19 protein-coding genes are annotated in these 24,573 nt (G+C 45.6%); 6 read left to right on the top strand and 13 right to left on the bottom strand.

Going from position 1 to position 24,573, the window contains the following annotated elements; genetic code table 11:
- Positions 1-45: 45 nt before the first annotated feature.
- From U2F10_RS17270 to U2F10_RS17260, 3 genes are read left to right on the top strand one after another with little or no spacing between them, the layout of a single operon-like run.
- The gene (locus tag U2F10_RS17270; RefSeq protein ID WP_163660732.1) at positions 46-570 is read left to right on the top strand and encodes a hypothetical protein; all 525 of its coding nucleotides are present in this window, start codon (positions 46-48) and stop codon (positions 568-570) included.
- 32 nt (positions 571-602) lie between these two features.
- Positions 603-1,490, top strand: coding sequence for a hypothetical protein (locus U2F10_RS17265; RefSeq protein WP_163660730.1), 888 nt, complete (start codon positions 603-605; stop codon positions 1,488-1,490).
- A gap of 10 nt (positions 1,491-1,500) precedes the next feature.
- Positions 1,501-1,866 (top strand): DUF2237 family protein, encoded by a 366-nt coding sequence (locus U2F10_RS17260; RefSeq protein ID WP_163660728.1) that lies wholly within the window; start codon positions 1,501-1,503, stop codon positions 1,864-1,866.
- A gap of 54 nt (positions 1,867-1,920) precedes the next feature.
- On the opposite strand, the gene U2F10_RS17255 is transcribed toward U2F10_RS17260, so the two are convergent.
- The 8 genes from U2F10_RS17255 to U2F10_RS17220 form a co-directional block, all read right to left on the bottom strand.
- Positions 1,921-2,169: a MoaD/ThiS family protein gene (locus U2F10_RS17255; protein ID WP_163660726.1), complete on the bottom strand. Its 249-nt coding sequence runs from the start codon at positions 2,167-2,169 to the stop codon at positions 1,921-1,923.
- Between the two features lie 105 nt (positions 2,170-2,274).
- Positions 2,275-5,442 carry a hybrid sensor histidine kinase/response regulator gene (locus U2F10_RS17250; RefSeq protein WP_499872855.1) on the bottom strand — a complete coding sequence of 1,056 codons (3,168 nt, stop codon included), beginning with the start codon at positions 5,440-5,442 and terminating at the stop codon, positions 2,275-2,277.
- A gap of 83 nt (positions 5,443-5,525) precedes the next feature.
- On the bottom strand, positions 5,526-8,738 hold the full coding sequence (locus tag U2F10_RS17245) for a methyl-accepting chemotaxis protein (protein WP_499867027.1): 3,213 nt from the start codon (positions 8,736-8,738) through the stop codon (positions 5,526-5,528).
- Positions 8,739-8,846: 108 nt separating this feature from the next.
- Positions 8,847-9,332 carry a chemotaxis protein CheW gene (locus U2F10_RS17240; protein WP_499061856.1) on the bottom strand — a complete coding sequence of 162 codons (486 nt, stop codon included), beginning with the start codon at positions 9,330-9,332 and terminating at the stop codon, positions 8,847-8,849.
- 43 nt (positions 9,333-9,375) lie between these two features.
- Positions 9,376-9,750, bottom strand: a complete 375-nt coding sequence (locus tag U2F10_RS17235) for a response regulator transcription factor (protein WP_006515139.1) — start codon at positions 9,748-9,750, stop codon at positions 9,376-9,378.
- 104 nt (positions 9,751-9,854) lie between these two features.
- A complete protein-coding gene (locus U2F10_RS17230) occupies positions 9,855-10,967 on the bottom strand; it encodes a response regulator (RefSeq protein ID WP_499872853.1) in 1,113 nt (370 codons plus the stop codon).
- Positions 10,968-11,531: 564 nt separating this feature from the next.
- Positions 11,532-14,198, bottom strand: a complete 2,667-nt coding sequence (gene bcsA, locus U2F10_RS17225) for a UDP-forming cellulose synthase catalytic subunit (RefSeq protein WP_163660715.1) — start codon at positions 14,196-14,198, stop codon at positions 11,532-11,534.
- A 2-nt stretch (positions 14,199-14,200) separates the two neighbouring features.
- Positions 14,201-16,507: a cellulose biosynthesis cyclic di-GMP-binding regulatory protein BcsB gene (locus U2F10_RS17220; RefSeq protein WP_250564717.1), complete on the bottom strand. Its 2,307-nt coding sequence runs from the start codon at positions 16,505-16,507 to the stop codon at positions 14,201-14,203.
- Positions 16,508-17,349: 842 nt separating this feature from the next.
- Here U2F10_RS17220 and U2F10_RS17215 point away from each other — a divergent pair.
- Positions 17,350-18,105 (top strand): hypothetical protein, encoded by a 756-nt coding sequence (locus tag U2F10_RS17215; RefSeq protein ID WP_163699330.1) that lies wholly within the window; start codon positions 17,350-17,352, stop codon positions 18,103-18,105.
- Positions 18,106-18,129: 24 nt separating this feature from the next.
- Here U2F10_RS17215 and U2F10_RS17210 read toward each other — a convergent pair whose 3' ends face one another.
- Complete coding sequence (locus U2F10_RS17210) at positions 18,130-19,113, bottom strand: pentapeptide repeat-containing protein (protein ID WP_163667950.1); 984 nt, start codon at positions 19,111-19,113, stop codon at positions 18,130-18,132.
- A gap of 81 nt (positions 19,114-19,194) precedes the next feature.
- Positions 19,195-19,899: a hypothetical protein gene (locus U2F10_RS17205; protein ID WP_163667948.1), complete on the bottom strand. Its 705-nt coding sequence runs from the start codon at positions 19,897-19,899 to the stop codon at positions 19,195-19,197.
- A 493-nt stretch (positions 19,900-20,392) separates the two neighbouring features.
- Between U2F10_RS17205 and U2F10_RS17200 the strand changes: the two genes are divergently transcribed.
- On the top strand, positions 20,393-21,145 hold the full coding sequence (locus U2F10_RS17200; RefSeq protein WP_163699326.1) for a pentapeptide repeat-containing protein: 753 nt from the start codon (positions 20,393-20,395) through the stop codon (positions 21,143-21,145).
- Between the two features lie 68 nt (positions 21,146-21,213).
- On the opposite strand, the gene U2F10_RS17195 is transcribed toward U2F10_RS17200, so the two are convergent.
- On the bottom strand, positions 21,214-22,398 hold the full coding sequence (locus U2F10_RS17195; protein WP_163667944.1) for an NAD(P)H-quinone oxidoreductase subunit H: 1,185 nt from the start codon (positions 22,396-22,398) through the stop codon (positions 21,214-21,216).
- 200 nt (positions 22,399-22,598) lie between these two features.
- Between U2F10_RS17195 and rsmH the strand changes: the two genes are divergently transcribed.
- Complete coding sequence (rsmH, locus tag U2F10_RS17190; RefSeq protein WP_163667942.1) at positions 22,599-23,492, top strand: 16S rRNA (cytosine(1402)-N(4))-methyltransferase RsmH; 894 nt, start codon at positions 22,599-22,601, stop codon at positions 23,490-23,492.
- Between the two features lie 56 nt (positions 23,493-23,548).
- Here rsmH and U2F10_RS17185 read toward each other — a convergent pair whose 3' ends face one another.
- Entirely contained in the window at positions 23,549-23,716 is a 168-nt protein-coding gene (locus U2F10_RS17185) for a hypothetical protein (RefSeq protein WP_499872851.1), read from the bottom strand.
- Complete coding sequence (locus tag U2F10_RS17180) at positions 23,713-24,384, bottom strand: hypothetical protein (RefSeq protein ID WP_499872849.1); 672 nt, start codon at positions 24,382-24,384, stop codon at positions 23,713-23,715. Before U2F10_RS17180 ends, U2F10_RS17185 begins: the two co-directional genes overlap by 4 nt.
- Between the last annotated feature and the right edge of the window lie 189 nt (positions 24,385-24,573).

Here is a 24,573-nt window from a genome sequence, read left to right as displayed (position 1 = left end):
TTGGTCCTGGTTCTGTCCCATAAATAGCCATACTCTTTAAACTTCATGTTGCGTAAAGTTTCCGTAGCCATCGGTGCTCTTTTGCTCATCGGGCTACTTGTTGTGGGTGGCTGTCAGCTCACCCAATCTAAAGCATCCTTACCAAGCGACACTGCTAAATGGGAGCAAATTGAAGAGCAAACACCCGCAGTCGCTGTTGACAAGAAAGCTGTTATTAACGGCGGTGAGTTCAACAAGTTCTTTCCCACAGCTAATGGATTTGAGCGGGTCTACACCCAAGAAAAAGACGGCTTTGCTGAAGCCAAGCTGAAGCAAGATGGCAATACGTTGGCGATGCTATCGGTATCAGATACCGCCTCTAATCCAAGCGCCACCCTTAAATATCAAAATAGCGATCGCACCCTTGCAGGCTATCCTTTAGTCGAAGTTGGCAGTACCGCCAGCAGCCTACTAGTATCTGATCGATTACAAGTAAAAGTCCTCTCTCGAGACACCGATTTCACCCCCTCTGATCGGGAAGCTTGGCTAGAAAAGTTTGATCTTGATGGTCTTGCTAAACTCGTCAACTAATATCGCCTGCGCCATCATACAAGGACATCAACATGAGCAAGTCGATTTATGAGCTAGTCAACGAGTTACCTCAGAAAAATCTCACGGTTTTTGCCCTCCGTTCCCTTGATAAGGTACTACCTGGAGAATGGGAGAACATTGTCGGTTTCGAAAATACTATCCGACAGGTTACTGGGGAGAGTGACACGGCTCTAATTGAACAAATTGGGGCACGGGCTATTCAGCTCTATAACGATAAGTCTGAAGGATACCAAAGAGCCATGTGGCTCTATCAAACCATTGACTCCACAGGGCGGGCTTTAGGCCAAGCGGCTTTGGCCAATAAAATGACAGAAAATGTCCGCTTTCTGTCCATTGTCAATCGCCTCACACCCAAGGCTGACAAAGCTCAGACCATCGATCTGTGCATGAAGCTAGTGACTGAAATCGTTGCTTTCTGCAAAATCAATGGCATCCCTGGCGACAGCGTGGGTGATTTTATTAAAGCACTGGGAGATTATGGCGGTGAGTCGTTGATCCGGATGGCCGCACTGGTATGTTTTGACGGTCTTGTTCCCCTGGGTCCTAACTTTATTAAGCAAACCGAAACTGTTTTAGGAAATCTCACCCCTAAAGACTTGGATAACAATCCAGCGTTCAAAGCCATTAAGGAAGCGGTGCCTGGCGCTAAAACAGCTGACCAGCTCACATTTATTGGTGCGAGCTTTGAGTCAGTCAAAGGTTGGATGGGCAATTTTGTTGAATCTAAAGGCATTACACCCCAAAGCGTAGCAGCTAATCTCAAAACATTTGTGGATATAGCTGACGACAAAATGGACTACTTTGGTGCCTTTCTAGATATTTCCATCAACTATTATGAGCACACGGGTGTTCAGACCCTCACTCGTCGGCTCGTTGAGCGAGCTGTTGCTGAAATTTAGATCTAAGGCTATGGCGATTATAAAAAACGTTCTGGGTGACAATCTACAAATATGTTGCACCAGTCCAATGACAGGATTTTATCGTGACGGTACTTGTAATACAGGACCGAATGATTTAGGCGCTCATGTCGTCTGCGCTGAAGTCACAGAAGAGTTTTTAACTTACACCAAGGCTCAGGGTAATGATCTGAGTACACCCATGCCCATGTACAAATTTCCTGGCCTCAAACCCGGCGATCGCTGGTGCCTGTGTGCTAGCCGCTGGAAAGAAGCCCATGATGCCGGTGTGGCTCCCAAAGTGGTGTTAGCCGCAACCCATGAAGCTGCCTTACAAATAGTTTCCCTTGAAATTCTGCAAAAACACGCTACCGAGTAACTATTAATGATTTTGGAATGTGCAGACGTTACATGCAACGTCTTTTCCACAGCCCTAACCCCCACTAACAGGTGGAATTAAAACAACTTCATCACCATTGCTGAGGGGAGTATCGGCTTCAACAAAATTGAGGTTAATGGCAAAACGCGTGAGGCCTTGCCATTTTTTTAGATCCGGGTATTGATTGCAGATGCGATCGCACAATTCCCTAACCGTTATCCCCTCAGGCAACTCCATTGTCATTTCAGGACACCCCAAAACATCCTGATATACCGCAAACAGCTTTAAGGTAATGGAAATCATTCCCGTTGCCCACCCTATCGTTCATCTCCATAGATCCTAAAATATACGGGAATAAACTGTCTTTTGGCTAATGTACAGACGTTACATGCAACGTCTCACCAAAACCTAATTCAAAGGCGCATTAAACACAGCATTTGCCAAAGTATCCAGCAACAGCTGTTCACGATAGGGCTTCGAGAAATAAGCATTGGCCCCCAGCTTCATCGCCAACTGACGGTGTTTATCACCGGTACGCGACGTCAGCATCGTAATTGGAATATGGGAACAACGCTTATGGGACCTCAGTTTAGCCAAGAAGCCATATCCATCTAAACGCGGCATTTCAATATCACACACAATCGCATTGATATCTAAGCCAGCATTGAGTTTTTCCAACGCATCTAGGCCATCCTTAGCCTGAGTCACTCGATACCCTTGCTTTTCCAACGTAAGGGCCAGCAACCGTCGCACATTGACCGAATCATCCACCACCATGATTGTCGGTTGTTTAGACACACTGGCGGCTACATCAGGTTGCAGGTCACTCAGCTTGCCACTGAGTAGAGGATTACCATATAGAACTGACGCTTCTTTGATATTGGACCCTTCACAACTCAACACCCAACGGAGAAATTCTGGAGCATTGAGCAAAGGCACAACTTGTCCATCACCCAAAATAGTGCAGTTGTTAAATCCTGTAGGCATAGGAACATTCCCTTCCACCCGACGCAGCGCCGCCTCTTGATCGCCCCATGAGCGGTCAATTTGTAAGCCAAATAGTTGATCGTTATATCGGAAGACCAAAACTGTCGGCACCGTCACGTTAGCGCTCATTTCCAAACTTTCAATATGCCGAGCACAGTTAAATGCTAACCACTTAGCCATGCGGATCAGTCGGATTGGCTCACCATTACGGGTGAACATTTCACGCCCAGCATCGTCGTAAATTTCGTCGTCTGCAACCTCTGTGATTTCCTGAAGATTATCGGTCGGAATAGCCATGGGGAGACGATTACTCTCGGCCAGCAGCACCCGAGTAACAGAAAGCGTATAAGGCACCGAAATGGTAAACGTCGATCCTTGCCCTGCTTTGGTCGCTACGCTAATATCACCACGAATCTCTTCAAGATTGTTGCGAACCACATCCATACCGACACCACGGCCGGATAGCGTAGTCACTTGACTAGCCGTACTAAATCCAGGCTCAAAAATGAGTGACAACAGGTCAGTTTCGCTTGCGGTAGCCAATAGGGATTCATCTAATCCCATATCTTTCGCACGAGCACGAATTTTCTCTAAGGGAATACCGCGACCATCATCCTGAATTGTGATCACCGTCCGGCTACTACGTTGTAGGGCACTAATGGTAATGGTGCCCTGCTCTGGTTTACCTACCGCTAGGCGTTCTGCCGGAGCCTCAATACCATGGTCAAAGGCATTACGCAGAATGTGCATTAAGGGATCATTTAAGGACTCTAAAATATTGCGATCAACTAAAGTTTTATCGCCTTCAACCTTGAGTTCCACAGGCTTACTAAACTCTAGCGACAGCTCACGTAAGGCCCGTGGAAAGCGATTGGTAATGTCTGATAAAGGCCGCATGCGCAGCTGATTGAGATTACGCTGTAGCTGACGAGTAGTACGCTGTAAATTGCGTGATGATTGCTCGGCTGTATCAACACTAATTTCAATATCGTCAGCAACTTCTCGCAACCTGACAGCGGTTTCCATCATGTCGCGGAAGGGCAGATGTCGCTCATCATAGCGATCCATCTCTAGGGCATCAAACCCAGGGGTTGTAACGCCATTGCCCCCCCCTTGGTTCAAGACCAGGGCAACAGAACCATTATTACCAGCAGCTGGTAGCATCGGTGGATTATTGCTGGCTGTTTTATCGTAGACATCGCGCAGATCCTCTTCCGATTCTTCTAAGGAACGCAACCGCTCGTGCAACAGTTTCACCAACGTCCTCAGACGTTTTACTTCACTGTCAAGTCGATGACGCTCAATGGTTAAATCACCGAAGTAATCATTGAGTTCATTCAGCTGTCGCACCGAAACCCTTACAGTCGTATCCTGCTGTGCATCCGGAGCGACCTTAGACTCATTACCGGACTTGCTAGAAAACCGAAATTCTGCAGCCTGCGATGCAGTCTGCGATGCAGCAGACTCTTTCTCGACAGACGGTGAACCAGATTCCACAAACGGTCTGACTGGTTGAACAGCGTCTCCTGATAATTCGGACTCTACCGCTGGATCTGCTGCTTCAGGTTGAATAGGTACTGTTGGCTGAATCTCTTCAGTAAATAGAAATTCCGTAGGTTGCGAGTTATCTGTTGCGGCTTGCGCAAAAATATCCTGGTCAACGGGTGCATTTTCCGCCTGAGCCAATATAGTGGCCCAATCATCCTCTACTCCCTGACCATCATTGAGCATGGGATCGTCCATCGCCAACGGATCGCTGACGTTTAGATCGACATCACTAAAGATATCTGAGGTAGCTGTCACTACAGGCACTTCAAAACTCAACCCCGACAGAGCAACGGGCAACTGTTCCACTTGACCATCTAAGATGCAAGTCTGAGACTGTCGCCAGGCCGTGAGAGCGGCTTGAGCCACTTCCATAACTTGGTCATCACTCGCCATCTTAATAGCCTGTCCAACTGACATACACAGCTCACAAAAAGCAGAGAGCTGTAGCATTTCCCCTAAACCGCCCAGTTCCTGAGCCAGGATGTCTACCTCTTCACGCAGCCGAGGCGTTTGACTAGAAATAGCCGCTTCTAATCGATTAAGACAGCCTTCAACCTCAGTGCTAAACAGAACAGGAATAATATCCTGATTTTCATCTGAAGACAATAAAATATTCTCGTCTTCAGGATCAGCTTCTCCTAGAATCTCATAAAGCTGCTCAAAAATAGGCATGGCTGTACCGTTCAGCCATGTTTCGTCAGGTGGTTTCTGGTTGCGATCGCACTCAATGACTCGACGTAAAATGTCCACCGCCGACAGTAGCAATCGCTCTAAATCATCATCAATCACTAAACCATCGCGCTGCAGTTTGAGGACCTTCAATGAGTCCTCAAGGCGATGGGCAAAGTCACTTAGCAGCACATACCCCATCATGGCAGCCCCACCTTTAATCGAGTGGGATGAGCGCAATGCTGCGTCAATATCGTTACGCAGTACACCTTTCTGCGCTAAATCCAGCAGGGCTCCATCTAAAGTCTGTAGATACTCATCAGCTTCATCCAGGAACTGAAGCTTAATTTCAAGTTCTTTATCAACCGCCATGACGCTGCACCTATTGGATACCTGCCTTATGTGACTGCCTATCGATCAAACTATTCGCTCTGCATCTATTCAATAATGACCTGCTATTGCTCCTGAGATGCTCTTGAAGCCTCCTGATCATCCACCTTAAAGGCAGCCATAGAAAGTTCTAGCTCCTTAGCCACTGCAACCGTCTGTTGTAGCGCTTCCGATACAGTTTTGGAAGAAATCGATGTACGTTCAGACACCTGGGAAATTTCTTGCATCAGTGTGGACACATTGGCTGCTGTTTCTACCTGGGAAACGGTAGCCGCAGAAATTGTCTGCACTAGAGCATCAATTTGCTGAGATACTTCCATCATACGCGCCAGGCTCTGCTTTGCCTCATCCACTCGGCGAGTTCCTTCAACCACCTGAGAAGTACTGCTTTCAATGGCATCCACCACATCAGCAGTCTCCCTCTGGATACTGTCTACAATGCGCTCAATATCCTGAGTCGCAGCTGCAGAACGGGCTGCTAGTTCACCCACTTCTTCAGCAACAGCAGCAAAACCTTGACCTTCTTCACCAGCGCGGGCCGCCTCAATACCCGCATTAATAGCCAGCAAGTTGGTCTGGGTAGCAATCTGGTTAATCAAGGAAACGACCTTAGAAATCTGCTGCGATGACTCACCCAATCGCTTCACCTTTTTAGCCGTTTCACCGACGGTTGTCCTCAGATCCAAAATATTCTGTACCGTCAGATCCATAGCTAATCCGCCGTCTTCAGCAGTCTGGGAGGCTTCACGAGCCACAACGGCCGCTTGCTGGGCCCGATCAGCTGCTTGGGTAATGGCCATGGTCATATTTTCTACAGAATCAAGCGTCTGCGTTGTGCGATCTGCCTGCTGTAGGGCATCATCAGCCAACACTTGCATAGCAACCTCGTTAGCTCCCAAAGATGTATTCACCTGCACCGCTGAAGTTTTAACCTGAGTCACAATTTGTCGCAGGCTCTCAATAATGGCATTAAAGAAGTCAGCAACAGTACCAATCTCTCCAGCTGAAACATCAGCACGAACCGTCAAATCACCACGAGCAGCGCCTTCAACATCGTCTAAGAGACCTAGTAATTCCATTTGAAGAGTCTCTTGGCGCTGTCGCCGCTCCTCAGATAGTGCCTCTGCCTCTAACTGTGCTTGCTGTTTCTGATTGAACAGACTAACTTGTTCAATAGATAAACCGATCTGCAAAGCAGCCTGCTTAAAGAAGCTAATATCCAACTCACTCCACTCTCTGGGCCCCGAACATTGGTGGGCGACCAACAAACCAATCAATTCTCCATTGTCCAAAATGGGGGCAACCAAATTGGCCTTAACTTTAAATGGCGTCAGTTGACCTAAATGACACTCAGTCAACCCGGCTTCAAAAATATTACTGGTTGCCTGTATACGACCGCGACGGTATTGATCAACATAGCCAGAAGCAAAACAGGGATCTTTAATAGTAGCCCCCAACGCCGCAGGCCATCCCATGCCAACGGACTCAGAAATAATCTCACCACTCCAATCTTCATTAAAACGATAAAAGATCACTCGATCTGTCTCTATCGCCTTACGAACACCATTGACAGCAATGCTGTACAAACGCTCCTCATCGATATTATTTTTGCGTAAGTCACTCGTCAAACTAGCTAGTTGATTAGCCCGTTGAGCCGCTCTTGCCTGGACACTCGCTTGATCCAGTAGAGTGCCTTCCGAACGCAGCACCGTATTCGTTAAGTCGTTAAAAGCAGTTGCTAGCTGACCGACTTCGTCCCTGGCAAAAACATCGGCTTTTGCCTGACGATCTCCCTCAGCAAACGCCTCGGTTGCACGCTGTAGACGCTTAATCGGACTAGCGATTGAACGCCCCAACAACTGAGCTAAAAAGATATCAGCTAAAATAGCCAATAATGCAATCAAAAATTGAATCTGCAGACTTCTATTAATTAACTGCTGTAAACGTGCCTCTGAAGTCCCACGGATTAAAATCCCAATCGGCTCACCGTTGATATCACTCAAGGTTTTTGCAGCCATAGCGTAGGCATCACCCTCGGACTCCACCAGACGTTGGGAAATCGTTTCACCTTGGCTGTCTAATGCACCTACTAACAGGTTCTGATCATAAACTTCAACTTCTTCACCAATTTCGATTTCAGTGGCCCCTTCATCTAAATTAGCCAAGGAAGCCAATTGAAAATCATCGGAGCCTTCACTCAAATAGATAGCGCCATAGCCAGTTCCAAATGCTTGAACAATGCCTTCAACAATCGATGTTTTACCGTTAACGAGATCACCCGCAATCAATACCCCAACTAATTGGTCAGTCTGGTTTTGAGCAAACACAGGAGTCGCTACATATCGAATGAGCGCCTTATCTCCATCTGTTGTTAGCTCAACTCCCTGGCGTTGCAACTCACTTTGCTCAACCAAACCATTGGCCTTAATCTGCTGGCGCTCAGAAACAACACGGGAAACTAACCCATAAGGATCAAACTCTTCTCCAGTGCGATCAGTTTGGGCATTGACAATGATTTTCCCATCTATGCCAATGAGCGTAGAATACTCAATATCGCGAGCCTCAACTTCTCCCTGCAAAATCTCCCGAACAACTGCGCGCTGATTAGCACTAATATCAGAACCATTAGCTACTCCCTCAGCCAGCGTCACAATGGCTGTGTTTTCGGATTGACCCCGGAAACCAAACCCCATTTGGTTGACTTTAATGTTGTATTGAATATCCGTGACCGCTAGTTCCGCCTCAGCTTGCTTTAATAACTGCTGACGGGCACCGCTAATAATTAGGAGTGAGCCTGCCCCAACCAAGCCAATAACGGAGATAACCTCTGAGGAGATTAAACCAATTAGCTGCTTGCTGCTAACAGGTAAGTCATAAAACCATTGTAGTAGAGCGCTACCACGAGAAATTTTAAGATTCTCAGGGGCATACCGCTCCTCTGCCGAAGGATATTTTACGCCTCGATAAGATAAAGTTTGTTGATCTTGCACATTGGCCATTGGTTTTGACACACCGTTAGACGAGGTTGGAGGAGATGCATTACGACGACTAACCGCCGCAATCTCTTCTAATTGGGCAGCTAGTTCTTGATTTGGATTGTGCTCACGGGCATCCTCCAAGCCATTATTATTTTCTTGAATATCGTCTACAGATTTCACTACAACACCATCCAATAACCGATCACGCTGAGAACTATCTTCTTGGTTAGGGGTATTATCCACTGCATCTACCTCAGAGTTAGACTCAGCATTTGAGTTCGTACCAACATCCATACCCATAAGAAGTTTCCTTTAGATAGCGTTTCAATAACAATTCGTCGAATGACTCAGAGTAGATAACTATAGAAATCAGCAAAAGATAATAACAACCTTAATCAAGGGAAGAGCCTAGGGTGCCTGTAGCACTGGAGACTGTAGCAGGGCTTCAACGTCTAATATAAAAATAGTTTCATCGTTGTGAGTAACACAGCCTATGAGGTACGGCAAAATAATACTGCTCACATTATTTGGAGGGGGATGAATAGCTTCCGGTGGAAAGCTGACCATACCATCAATAGCTTCAACCTGTAACGCTAGGGGTGTTGACTGTCCTTGAACTACGATTAAGCTATATTGTTGACTGTGGTGATCGGGCACTGGCAGCCCCAACAGGCGCACTAAATTAGCAACCCAAAATACACGGCCACGGCGATTAGTTAACCCTAAGAGGGCTGCTGGCATATTGGGCATCGCCATCACTCGTCGTGTGGGTAACACGACCGCTTCCTGAACAGCCCGGGCAGGAAACATGGCTACAACATTAGGAGCCAACTGGAACTTTAAGAATGACTTTGCCAGTACAGGCCTGTCTTTTTTCAGAGATAAAGCAGACAAAATAGTGACCTCACAAACGATATGCGATCGCACACTAAAAAAATTACAATACTGATTTAATTACCTTCAGTAGTTCCTCTCGCTCAAAGGGTTTAGTGATGTAGGCATCTGCCCCCTGTCGCATACCCCACAGGCGATCAATTGCCTGATCCTTAGATGAACAAATGATCACCGGAACCTTCTCTGTTTCAGGCGCACGCTTTAAACTTCGACACAGCTCAAAGCCACTCATTCCAGGCATCACTACATCCGTAACAATGACGCTCGGCTGACTAGAAATAGCCTTATCTAACCCCTCTTGCGCTGTCACAGCATGGATGACACTGTAGCCTTCTTCCTGTAAATAATGGCTAATTAATTCTCGTTCAGAGGGTGTATCCTCAACGATTAGCACTGTAGCCGTTTTAATTACCGTCATAGTCTGTCTGTCATCCCCCAAATGTGTGGCCAACCGCCCTCAGTGTTCATAATAGTAACTATCACAAAATCTGAAACATTGAAGTAGATGAGCAATTTAGCTCACTACTGTCTCGGCCCCACGGCCGGTAAATGCATGAATACCATTTTCAAGAGCTCTGACTGACTAAATGGCTTAGTCAAATAACCAGAAGACCTTACCAACTTGGCTTTCGCGCGATCAATAAAGCCCGTATTACCCGTCACCATGACAATGGGCGTATTTCTAAAGCTTGGATGCCTGCGTAACAAAGAGCATAGTTCATAGCCATCCAAATTAGGCATGGTTACATCCAACAGAATCAGATCTGGACGACAGCGCATAACCTGCATCAACGCCTTGACCGGGTCACTAATAGGGACAACGTTCAGACTCCTATCATTCAAGAATTCTTGAATTGCGTTCAAAACAGTTGGACTATCATCAATACAGGCAATTGTGTAAACAGCCCTGCGAGCATCAGAAGATGCTGAAATGTTAGCGCCTCCATCTCGAGCCTGAGGATTAACAACAGCAGCCCCAGCTTGTGCAGTGGATTCAGAATCCACCAGCTTATTAGCAGCAGGTGAAACAGACGGCACAGAGGCAGCTACAGACTGTACAGAAACCACTGGCGCTCCAGCTGCCACCGCTGAGGGGGATGATAGTAAGCTCTGCCGCCGATTTCGTTGACAGATTTCAACAATAGGACGTAAATCTAACTGACAGAGAACCGGATACTCACCAATATCCTCTAAACCAAGTAAATCATAACTACCTTCCTGCACACCCAAAAAGGACTCAATTACCTCAATCGCCATGGCGCGTATCAACCCACTCGCTTGTTCCGGCGTTAGATGAGATTGCTCTACCAACCAACTAATCGCCTGATAATCTGGCGTTAGGGGAGCCTGCTTAGGTGACTGCTCAAACATCAACCGTAGTTGAACTCGCACAGCACCTACTAGAGTAGAAATTTCACTACTCAAGTCCTGAAGATGACGATCTAAGCGATCAAAGGGCGCATCAGTATCTGTAGCAAAATTAAGCTTGCCTTGGTTAAGAAAAAGCGACCATGAGTTAGTCCCCGAGTACAACTTGAAGTGACCACTCACCTGCCGACTGATCAACTGAGCCAAAAAGCTTAGAGGATGTAACTTCTGGGTTGCACCATAACCCACAATCGAACGACTGTTCATAACTGAATGTTTAACGATACAGCAAAAAGCCAAAACCCTTTAGGGCTAAATTAGACCAAAGCAATGGGTAGTACACCTATTACACACGGCCACGAATAGATATATACATTTTCGACTCAATAACCATACAAATGGTTTCTTTCCTATGGAAATAGATATATGCGGCAATAGAAATAAATTTATGCGACAACTTCACTATGAAGAAATTCCACTATTTGCTCCCTAGTCCGGACCATCTATTTGGAAGAACCCTGTTTCAAGGTCACATTTATCAAAATTTTAATCACCCTGCAATAAGCCACTATATCCCCCTTAGTTTAGGAACATATAGCACTGTAAGTTTGTACATTTAGTTTGAGAATACCAGTAAAATTACGTACGCCCAAACAAAGTCTTCATAAAAGAGGTAACAGAAAAAGGAACTACGGTAATAATTCCCTATACCCAGGATCACAGGACATTACCAGGCTACGTACACCATTAGAATGACGAAATAATAATGAAAATCGCAGTTGCGAACTAGAACAAATGAGCTTTAGAAACCCATCACACGAGCAGTGATCTTTAGGCAACCTGTCTGAGTAACGTTTTAATTTGGTTCTGCTGTTGCTGATCCAAGGATGCAGGGAACGTAAGTTCCAAAGCCACACGATAATCCGAGAGTTGACTGGGATTATTTAAATCTGCGTTTGTAACCGAGCCACTATAGGTACTTGAAAGCTTAGGTACGAGTTCAAGACGCTCAACCTGAGCCATCAAATCATAGGAATGAACGCTATCCACTTGTGGATAGACCTGCAAATGTAACAGGGGGTGATTATCCTGCAGGGCAATAGCCGCCGTACTAGCATCACCCAACAACTCTAGCCGCATGTCCCTTGACCCCAGCTCAGTGATCATAGCAGCTTGAACATTGCTACCCCACCCTTTCCATCTAAGGTCACTCATCACCTCAACTTGTTTACGCATCTTAATGCTATTAGCTGGGCGTAACTCTTGGAAAGCTCGCCTCAAACTCATCAAAATAAAGCTGAGGGACTGCCATGGGTTATCAGTATTTTCACGAATTTGGGAATACCATCTGCGCACATCAGAAAAAATCACAATGGCGAGATCATCTTGCTGTGCTTGAGTCATATTGACAAAGTTAATGGCTAGCTTTGTCTGCAAGGCATCTGTTGCAGTAGCTCTGACAATTTCTGCATCTAGTAAGGCGATCGCTCCATAATCACCCAAAATCTCTAGCTGTACCCGGTCAGAAACATTGGGCCAAACATCAAGCAGCACCTGAGCGCCCGTTTCACTAACATCAATCGTTGTACCTTCCCAAACTTGACCATCATCACTGTAAAGGCGAGCAATTAGCTCACGCGGTAACCGGTGAGATTGTCGCAGCTGTGGTTGTTCAAATGCCACCAGACACGCTGTTAAAACCAGAGAAAGGTTAAACACACACCATAGGGTGTTGATCAGTACAGCCTGAGTATCCAAAGGGCTGAGAATTAGCCAGATAGGTACAGTCAGTAGAGACGCAGCTGTAATCGCTCCTAGAACCACAAGATAGCGCACACTATCGATATCAAAGCTACGAGATTCTACTGAGACTCCTTTATCAGTCACGTTAAAGGAACCTAAATGTGGATTGATCAACGCTAGCAATGTCACAATACCTGCCTGGAATGACATTGCAAATTCATAAATCTCATTCCAGAAAGAAAACCGAACATGTTTGTAGGAAATATGATTCGCATGCATTGAGAGCACAATGTGCGGCAATGCATAGAACAATGTCTCAATACCTAAACCCTTTACAGGGTTGATCCCAAACAGCAAAAACAGGTTGGGAGCAATTGCATACATCAACCGGGGAAAGCCAAAAAAGAAATGGGAAGTGGCACTGAAATAGCAAAATCGCTGAGATAGACGCAAATTAAGTTTGCGGTTAAACAGGGGATTTTCAATCCGTAAAATCTGAGCCATCCCCCTGGCCCAACGAACCTGCTGACCTACATATGAGGAAAATTTCTCAGGGGCTAAGCCAGCCACCATAATTTTGTCGTAGTAAACAGTGCGATAACCCAGAGAGTGCAATCGTAAAGATGTGTGGCAGTCTTCGGTTACTGTCTCGGTTGCAATCCCTCCAACGTCAACCAGATACTTACGACGAATCAAGGCTGCAGAGCCACAGAAAAAGGCTGCATTCCAAAAGTCATTACCTTTTTGCAACACCTTGTAAAATAGCTCGTTACCAACGGGTATCTGCCCTTGAGTAAGTAAATTACGCTCAAATGGATCGGGATTATAGAACCAGTGAGGAGTTTGTACCAGAGCTAATTTTTTATCAAAGAAGAAGCCAACAGTTTCCTGCAAAAACCCTCGTACCGGTATATGGTCACAATCTAGAATAAGCACTAGCTGACCGTCTGTTCTGTCCAGTGCTGTATTGATGTTACCAGCCTTAGCGTGATCGTTGTTGTCACGGGTCAGCATCATACATCCTAACTCTTCACACATGGCCTTTAGGGCAAGGCGACGTTCCCGATATTTTTCAGCACGACCATCATCTAACACATAAACAACCTTTTTATCTGCCGGATAATCAATCTTGAGGGCTCCCAATACGGTTTTACGGACGATGGCAACATCTTCGTTATAGGTAGGAATATAAATATCTACCTTAGGCCATTTCTCCTGTGGCCAACGATCGAGGGAAATAGATTTACGCTCGCGAATCCTTAAGGTCTGGAAATAGGACAATAACAGAGTAGCAATTGCATAAAGCTCTGCCGTAAACAGCAAAATTGAAAAGAAACCATCCAGCCAAGAACCTAAGTTAAGCGTGTAGTTAGAGCGATAGTACAGATACCGCAGGGTTGTGATGGTACTAACAGCTATCAATAGCAAATGCAAGTATTCACTGACTCGTTGGCTAGTCTGGCGATCTTCTAACCGCAACAATACCTGACCTACACCCAATAGGGCTAACGCCACCAGTCCCTGCTGCAGAATTGTTGGCCGCGCTGTCATGATAGGCCAGGCAAATGTGGTTAAACACAATGCCAACACCAATAGCTGTTGTTTATTGAGCCACTGCAAACTCTGATCAAACCAATCGGGGAGCGTAATGATCAGCAGTTCAATCAGTAAAGGCCGAACTCTTTTAGACAGATAGGTTTTGAAGACAGACTGAAAGTCTCTCAATCGATGGGTAATGAATATTCGTTCAGCCATAATTAAAGTTCTCCTGGCGCAGATGGATCGGTCATAACACCTTGGGCAGCCGTCAGAGCATCATTTCGTTTTAAGTATGCTTGGAGAACACCATAGAGCAACAATGAGAGCACAATGATACCGGGAATCAGGAGGAACCAATTACCCTGAATGACGGTGATGGCTCTTTGAAACGCACTCTTTTCTTGAATATCTTGCTGGGCAGAACGCTGTAAGAACTCTAGATTATAGGCGTTTTCGTCATAAGGAGATGGCGTTTCGTCATTGGCACTAATTAACACCGTGTCCCCTTGCAACTGGAAAAATAGGGAATCCAGTTCTAAGAGATCGCGGAGCTGCTTCAAACCATCTTCACTTTGAGCTGTCATAGTCAACAATACTCGTGATTCATTCCACGGAGATAGTTGCTGCTGTAAAACACCCTCTGCATCAGGCAACGTTTGAACCTGACTGTCACCCCATTGGCGGGCTCCATCTTTCAGGTTAAACTCCGCAGCTTCTAAAGCTTCAACCAAGGGAAATTGCGATCGCAATCCAATAGCCACCAGATTCTGTGATTCCCGTATTTCCGGGGTCAGTTTGCCAACCGGATAAACCTGGACCCGTACTGCTTCTGAACGACTTAAACGACCGAGACGCTCACTTAATTCAAGCATCAACGATAACTCAGTCATACTGGGTTTGTTGGGCAACACAATGGTAGTACGAGACAAATCTTGAGGTGCTGCAAACGGATAACCAGCCTTTAATAGATTTAGATCCGGTAGTTTTGCCACCTGTTGACGGTTGAGATTAAAGGCACTGTCGCTGTGGATGGTGCCCCATAGTTGGTGGTCTGTAACACGGCTACAGGAACGACGTTCCCGTGGATCAAATCTCAAATAAACTTTTAAACGTGACTGAGGTGTAATGTGCTGTTCTGGCAATTCCACTTTCAAGGTGGATCGCCGCTTACCGTCAATCGAATCGAGACGGCGACCAGCAACGGTAATACCGTCTAACTGCACTTCCACTAGAGATGTGAGCGGGTTTACCTGGGGACCATAGGTGTACCGCAGAGTCATCACATTTCCTGGCAAAAAGCGATCGTCCGGTAACGCCTTAAAATCAAATTCAAACGGTGGCGCATGAGCACCTCGAATCACCACATCATCAATCGGCTCATTATTAAATCCTGTTAGATCGCTGAGCTCAAAATTATCAGATAGGGGCAGATAACGAGGCCAATCACGAATGTCAGGTGCCTCAATTTCTTCCACCTCATCTACCAAAACAATTTGACCGGCACCAATTTTGCGATCTTGAGACTGTGTTAAGAACCGCACTGCCTTATCTACAGCAGTAGATCCATTACCTGTTGCTACTAATACAGGGGACTGTTTATCCTTAAGCACAGTCCACATCAAAATACCAGTATCAGAAGAAATTAGTGTCTGTTTGTTATCCAACCAACGCTTATTTTTGAGAGTCAGTGGTAAATTAAGGTTCTCCAACATGGGTTGCTGACTAGGTGTCCCAACTATTACGACTCGGTTGCCATCAGCTACATCATCAAACTTTTCAACTAGATCTGTTTCTAAAGGGCGATAGTCAGCAATACGTCCTAAAGATGTCTGTAGCCGTGAAATAGCTGTTAACCAAGCTTGATCCTGCTCAGTAGGAACAACATAATCAATGTGGTTTGTTTCCAAACTGAGCACGTCAATCAGGGGATAGGGATAGCTATTGAAATCCAGTTGGAACGGTTCAGCGTCATAGTTAAATACCAGCTTTGAATCCGGTAAAATTTCTGTCCAAAGTGATGGGTCAAATGGATCCTGGGTACAGGTGGGTGAGTTATTCTGCAAACCCGCAATAATGAGCTCGTTGTAATCTTTTAGAATACGTGTAGGAATGTCAAAAACAATGGTGCCCGTATCACCCTGTTTCAGATTTAGCGGTACACTACCAACATTATTGTCATTAACAATCACGTTCAGATTGGAGCGAGTTGCGTAAAGAGCCCCAGAATGACGATAACGCAACAGAATCTTGACAGACTTAACCGACCAGTTACGTGGCCGTGTAAACCTTAACCGAGACTCATTATAAATACCCTCTAGACGCAGGCGTGTACCTACGACCGGACTACGATTGAATTCAAGAATATATTGACTGCCATCTTCCTGTTCTAATTCAGCCGCTTGAGCATCTTGCAGAAGATCTCGTCCTAATGTTGCACCATCTTCGTTACGATTACGACGATCAACAGCAGTACCTGCCTCCGCTGGATCATCAGAAGCTCCAGGAGATGACGTCACCTGAGCCATACTAGGCCCTAAGGTGGTCACAATTAATAGAACAGATAAAAATAGCGAGATAAATAAGCGTTTTCTGATTATCCTTAAAAACACTGCTGTAAGCACTCCCCCCAGATACATACCTAGGTCAAAATAATCAAATTATTGGCTCTTTTGCCCTTTCAAAACATATACAAACCCTGATGAACCCTAGGCGGGTCTCAATCAAGTCTTACCCAGTCAGAAAATTCTTTGCAAGGGTTTGCTCTGTAGCTTATTGATTTACACATAGATCAGTCTTCACCCTGAGAACTCTATAAAGGTTAGTGTTATTTTGTTTAAGGAATAATGCATTAAGAAGCTTTTTTACAGTCTTCCAAGATCAAATATCAAGCTTAATCGCCACAATCCGGCAAAAATAGATCAAGATACGATTAAGGTGACTACTATATTTTGTTATTCATAATTAAGTTTTTTACGAACTAACGAATACCTATACTGACCTATGATGGGCAAATTCACGCATAAAGGAATCATTAAAAACACTAGAATTTGTATATTTTTTCGGTGAAAAGGCCTAATTCTATTCATTAGGAACAACCCCATCCCAAAATTGATCTATGGATTCAATAGTGATTTTATAAGTCATATAAAGTGATTTTTATGACTTATTTCACCTAGTTCTGACGGAGATAACGGAAGTTTCTTTCCGGTTAGACAACAGAAATTGTTGTAACCGTTGTTTATGGCAGTAGCCAATTACTAAAGCTTCAAGCAAAGACTCCCTACGAGAAGGCTCTTATCTGTTCTCTGACAAAAATTCTGACAAAAGTACAGCCACGTAATTTATCCGGACTTACTATTTACTGACTATGTCTTTCCATATAATGACGCCATCTAGTCTTCGTAGACTAAAGTTATTCTTCCTGCTTGGCGGCTTAGGTAGTGTGTTAAGCGGCTGCGGTTTTTCAATCGAGACACCTAATAATCCTGTTTTAATCAATCGGTTACCTGTGGCTGAAATGGACTTCACCATAGAACCAGGCAGGAATAACTATACCTATGAATTACAAGGAACAGCTAACTTTCCTAACCAAACGGAACTTAATGTGTTGGCAATGCGACAGCTTTCGCCGACTGATGACAATGTAGAACCTAAACCCACCTATTCAATCTTGGACTATCAGGTCGTCAACGTACAAAATGGTCGCTGGCAAGGAGAACTGACCTTCAAACAGCTGGCTGATGATGGCAGCAGAAAAGAAACTTGGCAGCTTGATCAGTCAGAATTGAATATGGATGTGGAACCCCTTGACACAGTTGTTGTTATGGCTACCTACACTCCATTAGATCAGCTCACCACTCTAGAGCGCATTCTTGCGCAACAAGGTCTCAAGGTATCCCCTGAACTGCTCCAGACAACCTTTGAAGGTCGGCGCTATTTAGAAATGAAAAAAGTGCTAGATATACCTGTAGATAATCTGGTGGGCGCACGCCCTGAGCTCTATAACGATGGTTGGGGCACCCGGCATATTCTCATTGAAGAACCACCCTTGCCTTATCAAGTCGACTTTCCTAAGGAACGGCAAACAAATCGTCCTGCGGAACCTACAGAATTCTTATATTAGAGACAATTTGGGTGCTCAAACCACCTAGGAAAGCATGGTAGCTTCAAGGTTAGCGGTGTCGATTTCGGCTCCTGTCAGGTCTGCATCAACCAAGTTCGCACCCCATAAATTTGCACCAGCTAAACAGGCATCTCGCAGATCGCACCCTTGCAAATTAGCTCCCCATAAATCGGCCCCTGTAAAATTAACGCCGACCAGGTTAGCTCCGCTAAGATCAACCCCAACGAGCGCCAGATTACTTAGATCAGCTGCCCACAAAGATTGATTGGGTCCTAGACAATAAACCCCAGCCCACTCCCAATCAAAGTCTTCGGGCCACTGGGTAGATGGATCACACACAGCTCCGGATAAACAACTCTCTTTTAGCTCTGCATGAATTAAGTCGACACCAAATAAGATGGCTTTTGATAAGTTCGCCCTAGTCAGATCAGTACCTTTGAATTTGGCCCGTTGCAAGTTGGCGTTGGAGAGATTGCTGGAATTCAGATTTGCATAGCTTAAGTTCGCTTCGGTAAGCTGTGCACCGACTAACCAGGCTCCCAACAAATTTGTCTTTTTTAGTTGAGCACCAGCCAAATTACTATGGCTAAGGTCAATACCACCTAGATCACGCTCACTCAAGTTGCAATCAATTAATGCAGCTTTAGACCCCAAATAATGAACTCCAGCCTGGGCAGGGTCAAAGGTTTCCGGAAATTGGGTTTGATAGTTTGCGATCGCATCCTGAAAATTGGCATCCTCTAACTGAGCACCCAGGAGACATGCCCCCCGTAAATCAGCTTCTTGAAAATTCGTTCGTCGTAAATTTGCCCGTTGTAAATCAGCACCCCGCAGATTGCTTTGGCTAAAATCAACATCCGCCAAATGAGCATCCGCTAAATTACAGCCCCATAAATCAATCCCAGTTAGCTCATACTGAGACATCCGAATAGCCGGCATCTTACAGTAGCTAAAATCTCGTCGTCCCTGAGAATACGCGGCAATTACCTGGGAAGATAAGTCAGCCATACTTCATTACGTATAAAAAACAGAAATAAATATAAGAATCTAACGTATGCCCCTCATGTGGGCACTTGATATCCATCTAATTTATCTAAGATGTTTGGGGGGTACATACCATAGCGAATATTGCGCCTCACTATTCTGAGTCACAATCACATCTCTATGTTGCCGGATGAGACGTCTCGCCCATCCCAACACTTTTTCCTGGTCTGATGTACTGCGCCATAAACAGTAGTACTTATTTTGATAACGTACACCAAACACCATGGCATCACCAGTATCTAAATGCGCCGGATCCACCTGCTCTAGAAACGTAAGTATAGGAATATCGACTGGAGTGACATCGGCATCCAACTGCATCAACTCATCCAGAGAAATCGGTTTTAACTCAAGACCGTCAATAGTACCATTCTGGGTATATCCTCTAAAATGAACAACTGTTTGACCTGGGGCCAGTTTTGTCGCCAATAAGCTCTGCCCATTTAATGTCATTGAGCTACCCACCGCCATAGAAGGCGACACCGAATCGTCGAAACTAGTAAACGTTTTCTCCTCTGAAGAAGTAGTTGGCTCAATTAAAGGGGCTTCAAATGGAGCAGGCACTGCAGCGAGAGCACGTTGGCGTCGGTAAAGACGTCGCAAGACGTCTGCCGTTATCATGCCAGTCCCCACACTACCCAGAATGGCCAACCCAATGTAACGAATAATTGGCTTAGCCGAATTATCTAGAGGGCTAACTAAATCACCCCGAGCCTGACTAGGAGACACCCAAGTGGGTACTGAATTTGCCATTGACAACGGTAACGTAATAACGACAAATGCCAACCCGGATGACACTAGTGATGGTAAGAAAATACTACGAAAGGGAGATGAGCCCATGGAATTCAATCTGTAATCGGTGAATAATAACGTAAGGTTGAGCTACCGTCTGTAGGGTCCCCTTAAACAATCCATCCAAAACCGTTGACGTCAGGAGGCCGTTTAAGAAAGCCATAAGAACAGACTCATCTGTTGCCGACATCCCATAAAGAATAATGGAAACAGATGGTACAAGAACTCAACTTCAGGGTATCAATACACACACTAGAGTCAAGCATAATTAAAACCAATTTTTATTGATTATTAGATAGGTAAAACCTATAACCATGGTCTGAATGTTCTGGTGTGCGTCCTTTGGATTAGGACAGGTATAAATGGTAGAGGTTTTTATTCTGACTCTGGGTTCTAAAACGAGCCCATAATTTTGATTTTTTAGATAACTTTTATTATCGGCAGTGCATGGCCTATGAAACTTAACTTTCTGCTAACCCTGTTGATTTTATCTGCAGCCATGACCCCACTACTTATGCGATTACCACAGGTCAATAAGGCGCTATCAAAATCAAGCGACCCTGCTGCAGCGGTTACTCAACGGGATAATTCGTTAGATGCTATGACCGATCCACAGCATCCAAACTATACCTGTGTTAGCTGTGATCTGCGCGGTAAGGATTTTAGCAATCAAGATTTGAGTCGAGCCAATTTTTTTGGCTCCGATTTACGGGGAGCTGACTTTAGTAATAGCTTATTGATTAATACTGTTTTCCGAGAAGCCAAGTTGGATGAAGCGGATTTGAGCTACACCAACATGCGAGGAGCTGATTTAGAGGAGGCCAGCTTAGTACGAGCTAACCTACGCAATGCCAAAATCCTCCAGGGCACCTTGGAATATAGCAATTTAGAGCGGGCAGACCTGACTAATGCAGAACTGCGTGATGCTAACCTCTGTGCCGCTCGGTTAGTCAACAGCAACTTCGAAAGCGCCAGTCTCTATGGCACTATCTTACGGGCAGCTGATATGAGCGGAGCTAATTTTACAAAGGCCTATATGCGCTACGCCGACATGTACAACGCCATTACTCGCAACACTCGATTTGATCAGGCTGACATGGCCTTTGTCACCTACCCCGATGGATCAACTGCTCACGAAGGCTATATCAACTCAGTAAATCAGGCTACTGACTGCAATATTGATGATGAGTCAAGTAGTTCAGAATAAAAACAGGGATGCTGCTTACACACCATCCCTAACAGCGGCTTAATCTCAGGGCCGCATAAAAAAACGATTTAGCGATCTACTGAGCCCATAATCACGTCAATACTTCCTAAAATTGCCATAATGTCGGCCAGCTTCACACCCCGCAATAGATGAGGCAAGATCTGAAGGTTATTAAAATCAGGTGCACGAATCTTCCAACGCCACGGGTAGATGCTGTCATCGCCAACAATAAAGACTCCGAGTTCTCCCTTCCCACTTTCCAAGCGAACATAGTGTTCACCTGCTGGAATCTTAAATGTGGGAGCAATCTTCTTACCAATAAATTGATAATCAAAGCTGTTCCATTCAGACTTAGGCCCCTCTGCCATACGTTTGGCCTCAAGGTTCTCGTAGGGACCACCAGGCAACGCTTTCAAGGCCTGACGGATAATTTTGATGGATTCCCGCATCTCACGTACGCGGATAATATAACGGGCAAAACAGTCTCCAGCAGTTTCCCACTGTACTTCCCAGTCAAAGTCGTCGTAGCATTCATAATGATCAACTTTGCGCAGGTCCCACTTAACGCCAGAGCCTCTCAGCATAGGCCCTGAAAGTCCCCAATTCAAAGCATCCTCACGGGTAATGGTTCCAATACCCTCAACGCGACGACGGAAAATTGGGTTGTTGGTAATCAACTTTTCGTACTCATCAACCTTGGGTAAAAAGTAATCACAGAAGTCTTCACACTTATCGACCCAACCGTAGGGTAAATCTGCTGCTACACCACCGATGCGAAAATAGTTGTTATTAATTAACCTTGCCCCTGTAGCCGCTTCCCACAGGTCATAAATCATTTCCCGTTCACGGAAAATATAGAAAAAGGGGGTTTGAGCACCAACGTCAGCCAAAAATGGTCCCAACCAGAGCAAGTGATTCGCAATGCGATTTAACTCCAGCATAATCACCCGTATATAGCTGGCCCGCTTAGGCACTTCAATGTCAGCCAGCTGCTCAGGAGCGTTGACAGTAATTGCCTCATTAAACATGCCAGCCGCGTAGTCCCAACGGCTAACATAGGGCACAAACATAACGTTTGTACGGCTCTCGGCAATTTTCTCCATGCCGCGATGCAGGTAGCCAATCACGGGCTCACAATCAATCACATCCTCACCATCGAGGGTAACGATGAGTCGCAACACACCGTGCATTGAGGGATGATGAGGACCCAGGTTGATTACCATGGGCTCTGTTCTGGTTTCGAGCCGTGTCATAGAAACTACGCCGTATTATTCTCTGATTTACTTTAGCAAGATTCTTCGCTGAAAGTTTGAATAAAAGCGCAATAGCTCAATTAAGTAGATCTGATTGTTGCCTAATTTTTCTGCGCTAGCAAGATATAGCGATTAATTCACCTCATTTGCCAAGCTCATCACTGCGGTATGATGCAGTCCCAATTGCAACGAGACGATCCGTGAATACTGTCAGTAATGATGACCCGTTAAATTCAGCTACGCCCTTTGACCATCAACCTGTCCTTGCAGAGGAAGTTTTGACAGGGTTAGCCCCTCAACCCCATGGTTATTATTTGGACGCCACAGTAGGCGGTGGGGGCCATAGTCGTTTGATTTTAGAAACTGATCCTACGGTTCATTTGATGGCTCTAGATCAAGATCCTATGGCCTTAGAGGCCGCTCAACGGAACCTGGCGGAATTTGGGGACAGGGTGACGTTTTGGCATGGTAACTTTGCGGATTTTGAGCCTTCTGACGAAGGTTTTGACGGCGTGCTGGCAGATTTGGGCGTAAGCTCCCCTCAACTAGACCAACCTGAACGAGGCTTCAGTTTTCGCCACGAGGGGACATTGGATATGCGTATGAACCCCAACCAACCCCTGACAGCGGCTGACTTGGTTAATCACAGTTCAGAACGTGAACTGGCAGACATTTTTTATCACTATGGTGAGGAACGCCTCTCCCGCCGGATTGCCCGTCGGATCGTGGAGCGTCGACCGTTTCAAACCACAACCATGCTGGCTGCTGAGATCGCAGCTAGCGTCCCAGGGAAATATCGTCATGGTCGCATTCATCCTGCCACCCGGGTTTTTCAATCCCTCCGTATTGCCGTTAACCGAGAGTTAGACGTGCTTGAACAGCTAATCGAAACAGCACCTAACTGGCTCAAAATAGGAGGCAAGCTAGCCATCATTAGCTTTCATAGCCTTGAAGATCGACGGGTCAAACATGGCTTACGGAACCATGAACAGCTCAAGGTTTTAACTAAAAAACCGATTACTGCTAGCGAGGCAGAATTGCGGCACAATCCCAGGGCTCGCTCTGCAAAATTACGGCTAGCAGAACGTATTTAGGCATGGGCTCTACATCTTCAAAGAGCCTATGCCTAAAACACAACCCGTTAACAAATCTAGGGCAACAACGCTTGATATGGTGTCACGCCTGTCAGGGTCACTGTATAGTCAAAGCTATTATTTTGACTAGTTTGCCAGCCCACAATCAGACCATCAGCATCCAGAATAGGGCTGGTACCTTGGGGACTCACCACAGCAAAATAGACATCCGTGCTAGGAATCATAAAATCTTGAATTGACGCCTGCAAAGCATCAATCTCGCTTTGCACAAGCAAACGCCCTCTGTGATCGAATAGGAGTAGATGGGGATCCCCCCCATATAGGCCCGGGTAACATCTATCTCCAGGGATATGCGATCGCCTAAACGAGCTAGCAGGTTATATACCTGCGGCCTGCTATTAATGCTGCCACCCACCACACTAAAACCATCAGTCGTATCGACGGGAATCGCAAAATCCACTAGGGCGTCAGGGCTGTTCACCGTTAGTTCAGGCGGAATTAAGGTGTCAGTTGGCTCAAAGTCGCTATCAAACTGAACAATGGGGCGAGGATTGCGAAACGTAGCTAAAGCGCTATTCCAATCTAAGGGCTGAGGTTGAGCAGGCTCGGGAGCCGTAAGGGTGAGGTACATGGGGAGGGTGCGATCGCAATTGACTTGCACGATAGGAGTCGTTTCACTGATGCGCCATGCCTGTAACTGATGTCTAAAACTCAGCAATTCCTGACGATAACTAGATGACACAGAGGCAGAAGCTATCAACCTACTGGTGATATTAATCGCTTGGTCCCACTGCTGAAGACAAATTGCTCGATCTAGCTGCGCTAACTCCTCAACCAAATCACGATGGGATGACTGACCATAAGCCCACCCACCCGATAAAGCAATCGCCATGGAAAAAACTGCAGAAAGCCCTAAACAAATTGAGGAATGTTTAGCCATAGTTATCAACGACCAGCAGAAATCTCTAGGTAGACCATAGTTTAAAGCTAACCGAACGTCCATCACCTATATATACGCGAAATGCATTAATTTTGATGGGAATGGGCACAGTCTCCCTAGGATTTCCCTGGGCACACTAAG

The organism is Leptothoe sp. EHU-05/26/07-4, assembly GCF_043421015.1.
Lineage (GTDB): Bacteria > Cyanobacteriota > Cyanobacteriia > Phormidesmidales > Phormidesmidaceae > Leptothoe > Leptothoe turfae.
This window is presented reverse-complemented; position numbering and strand designations above follow the sequence as displayed.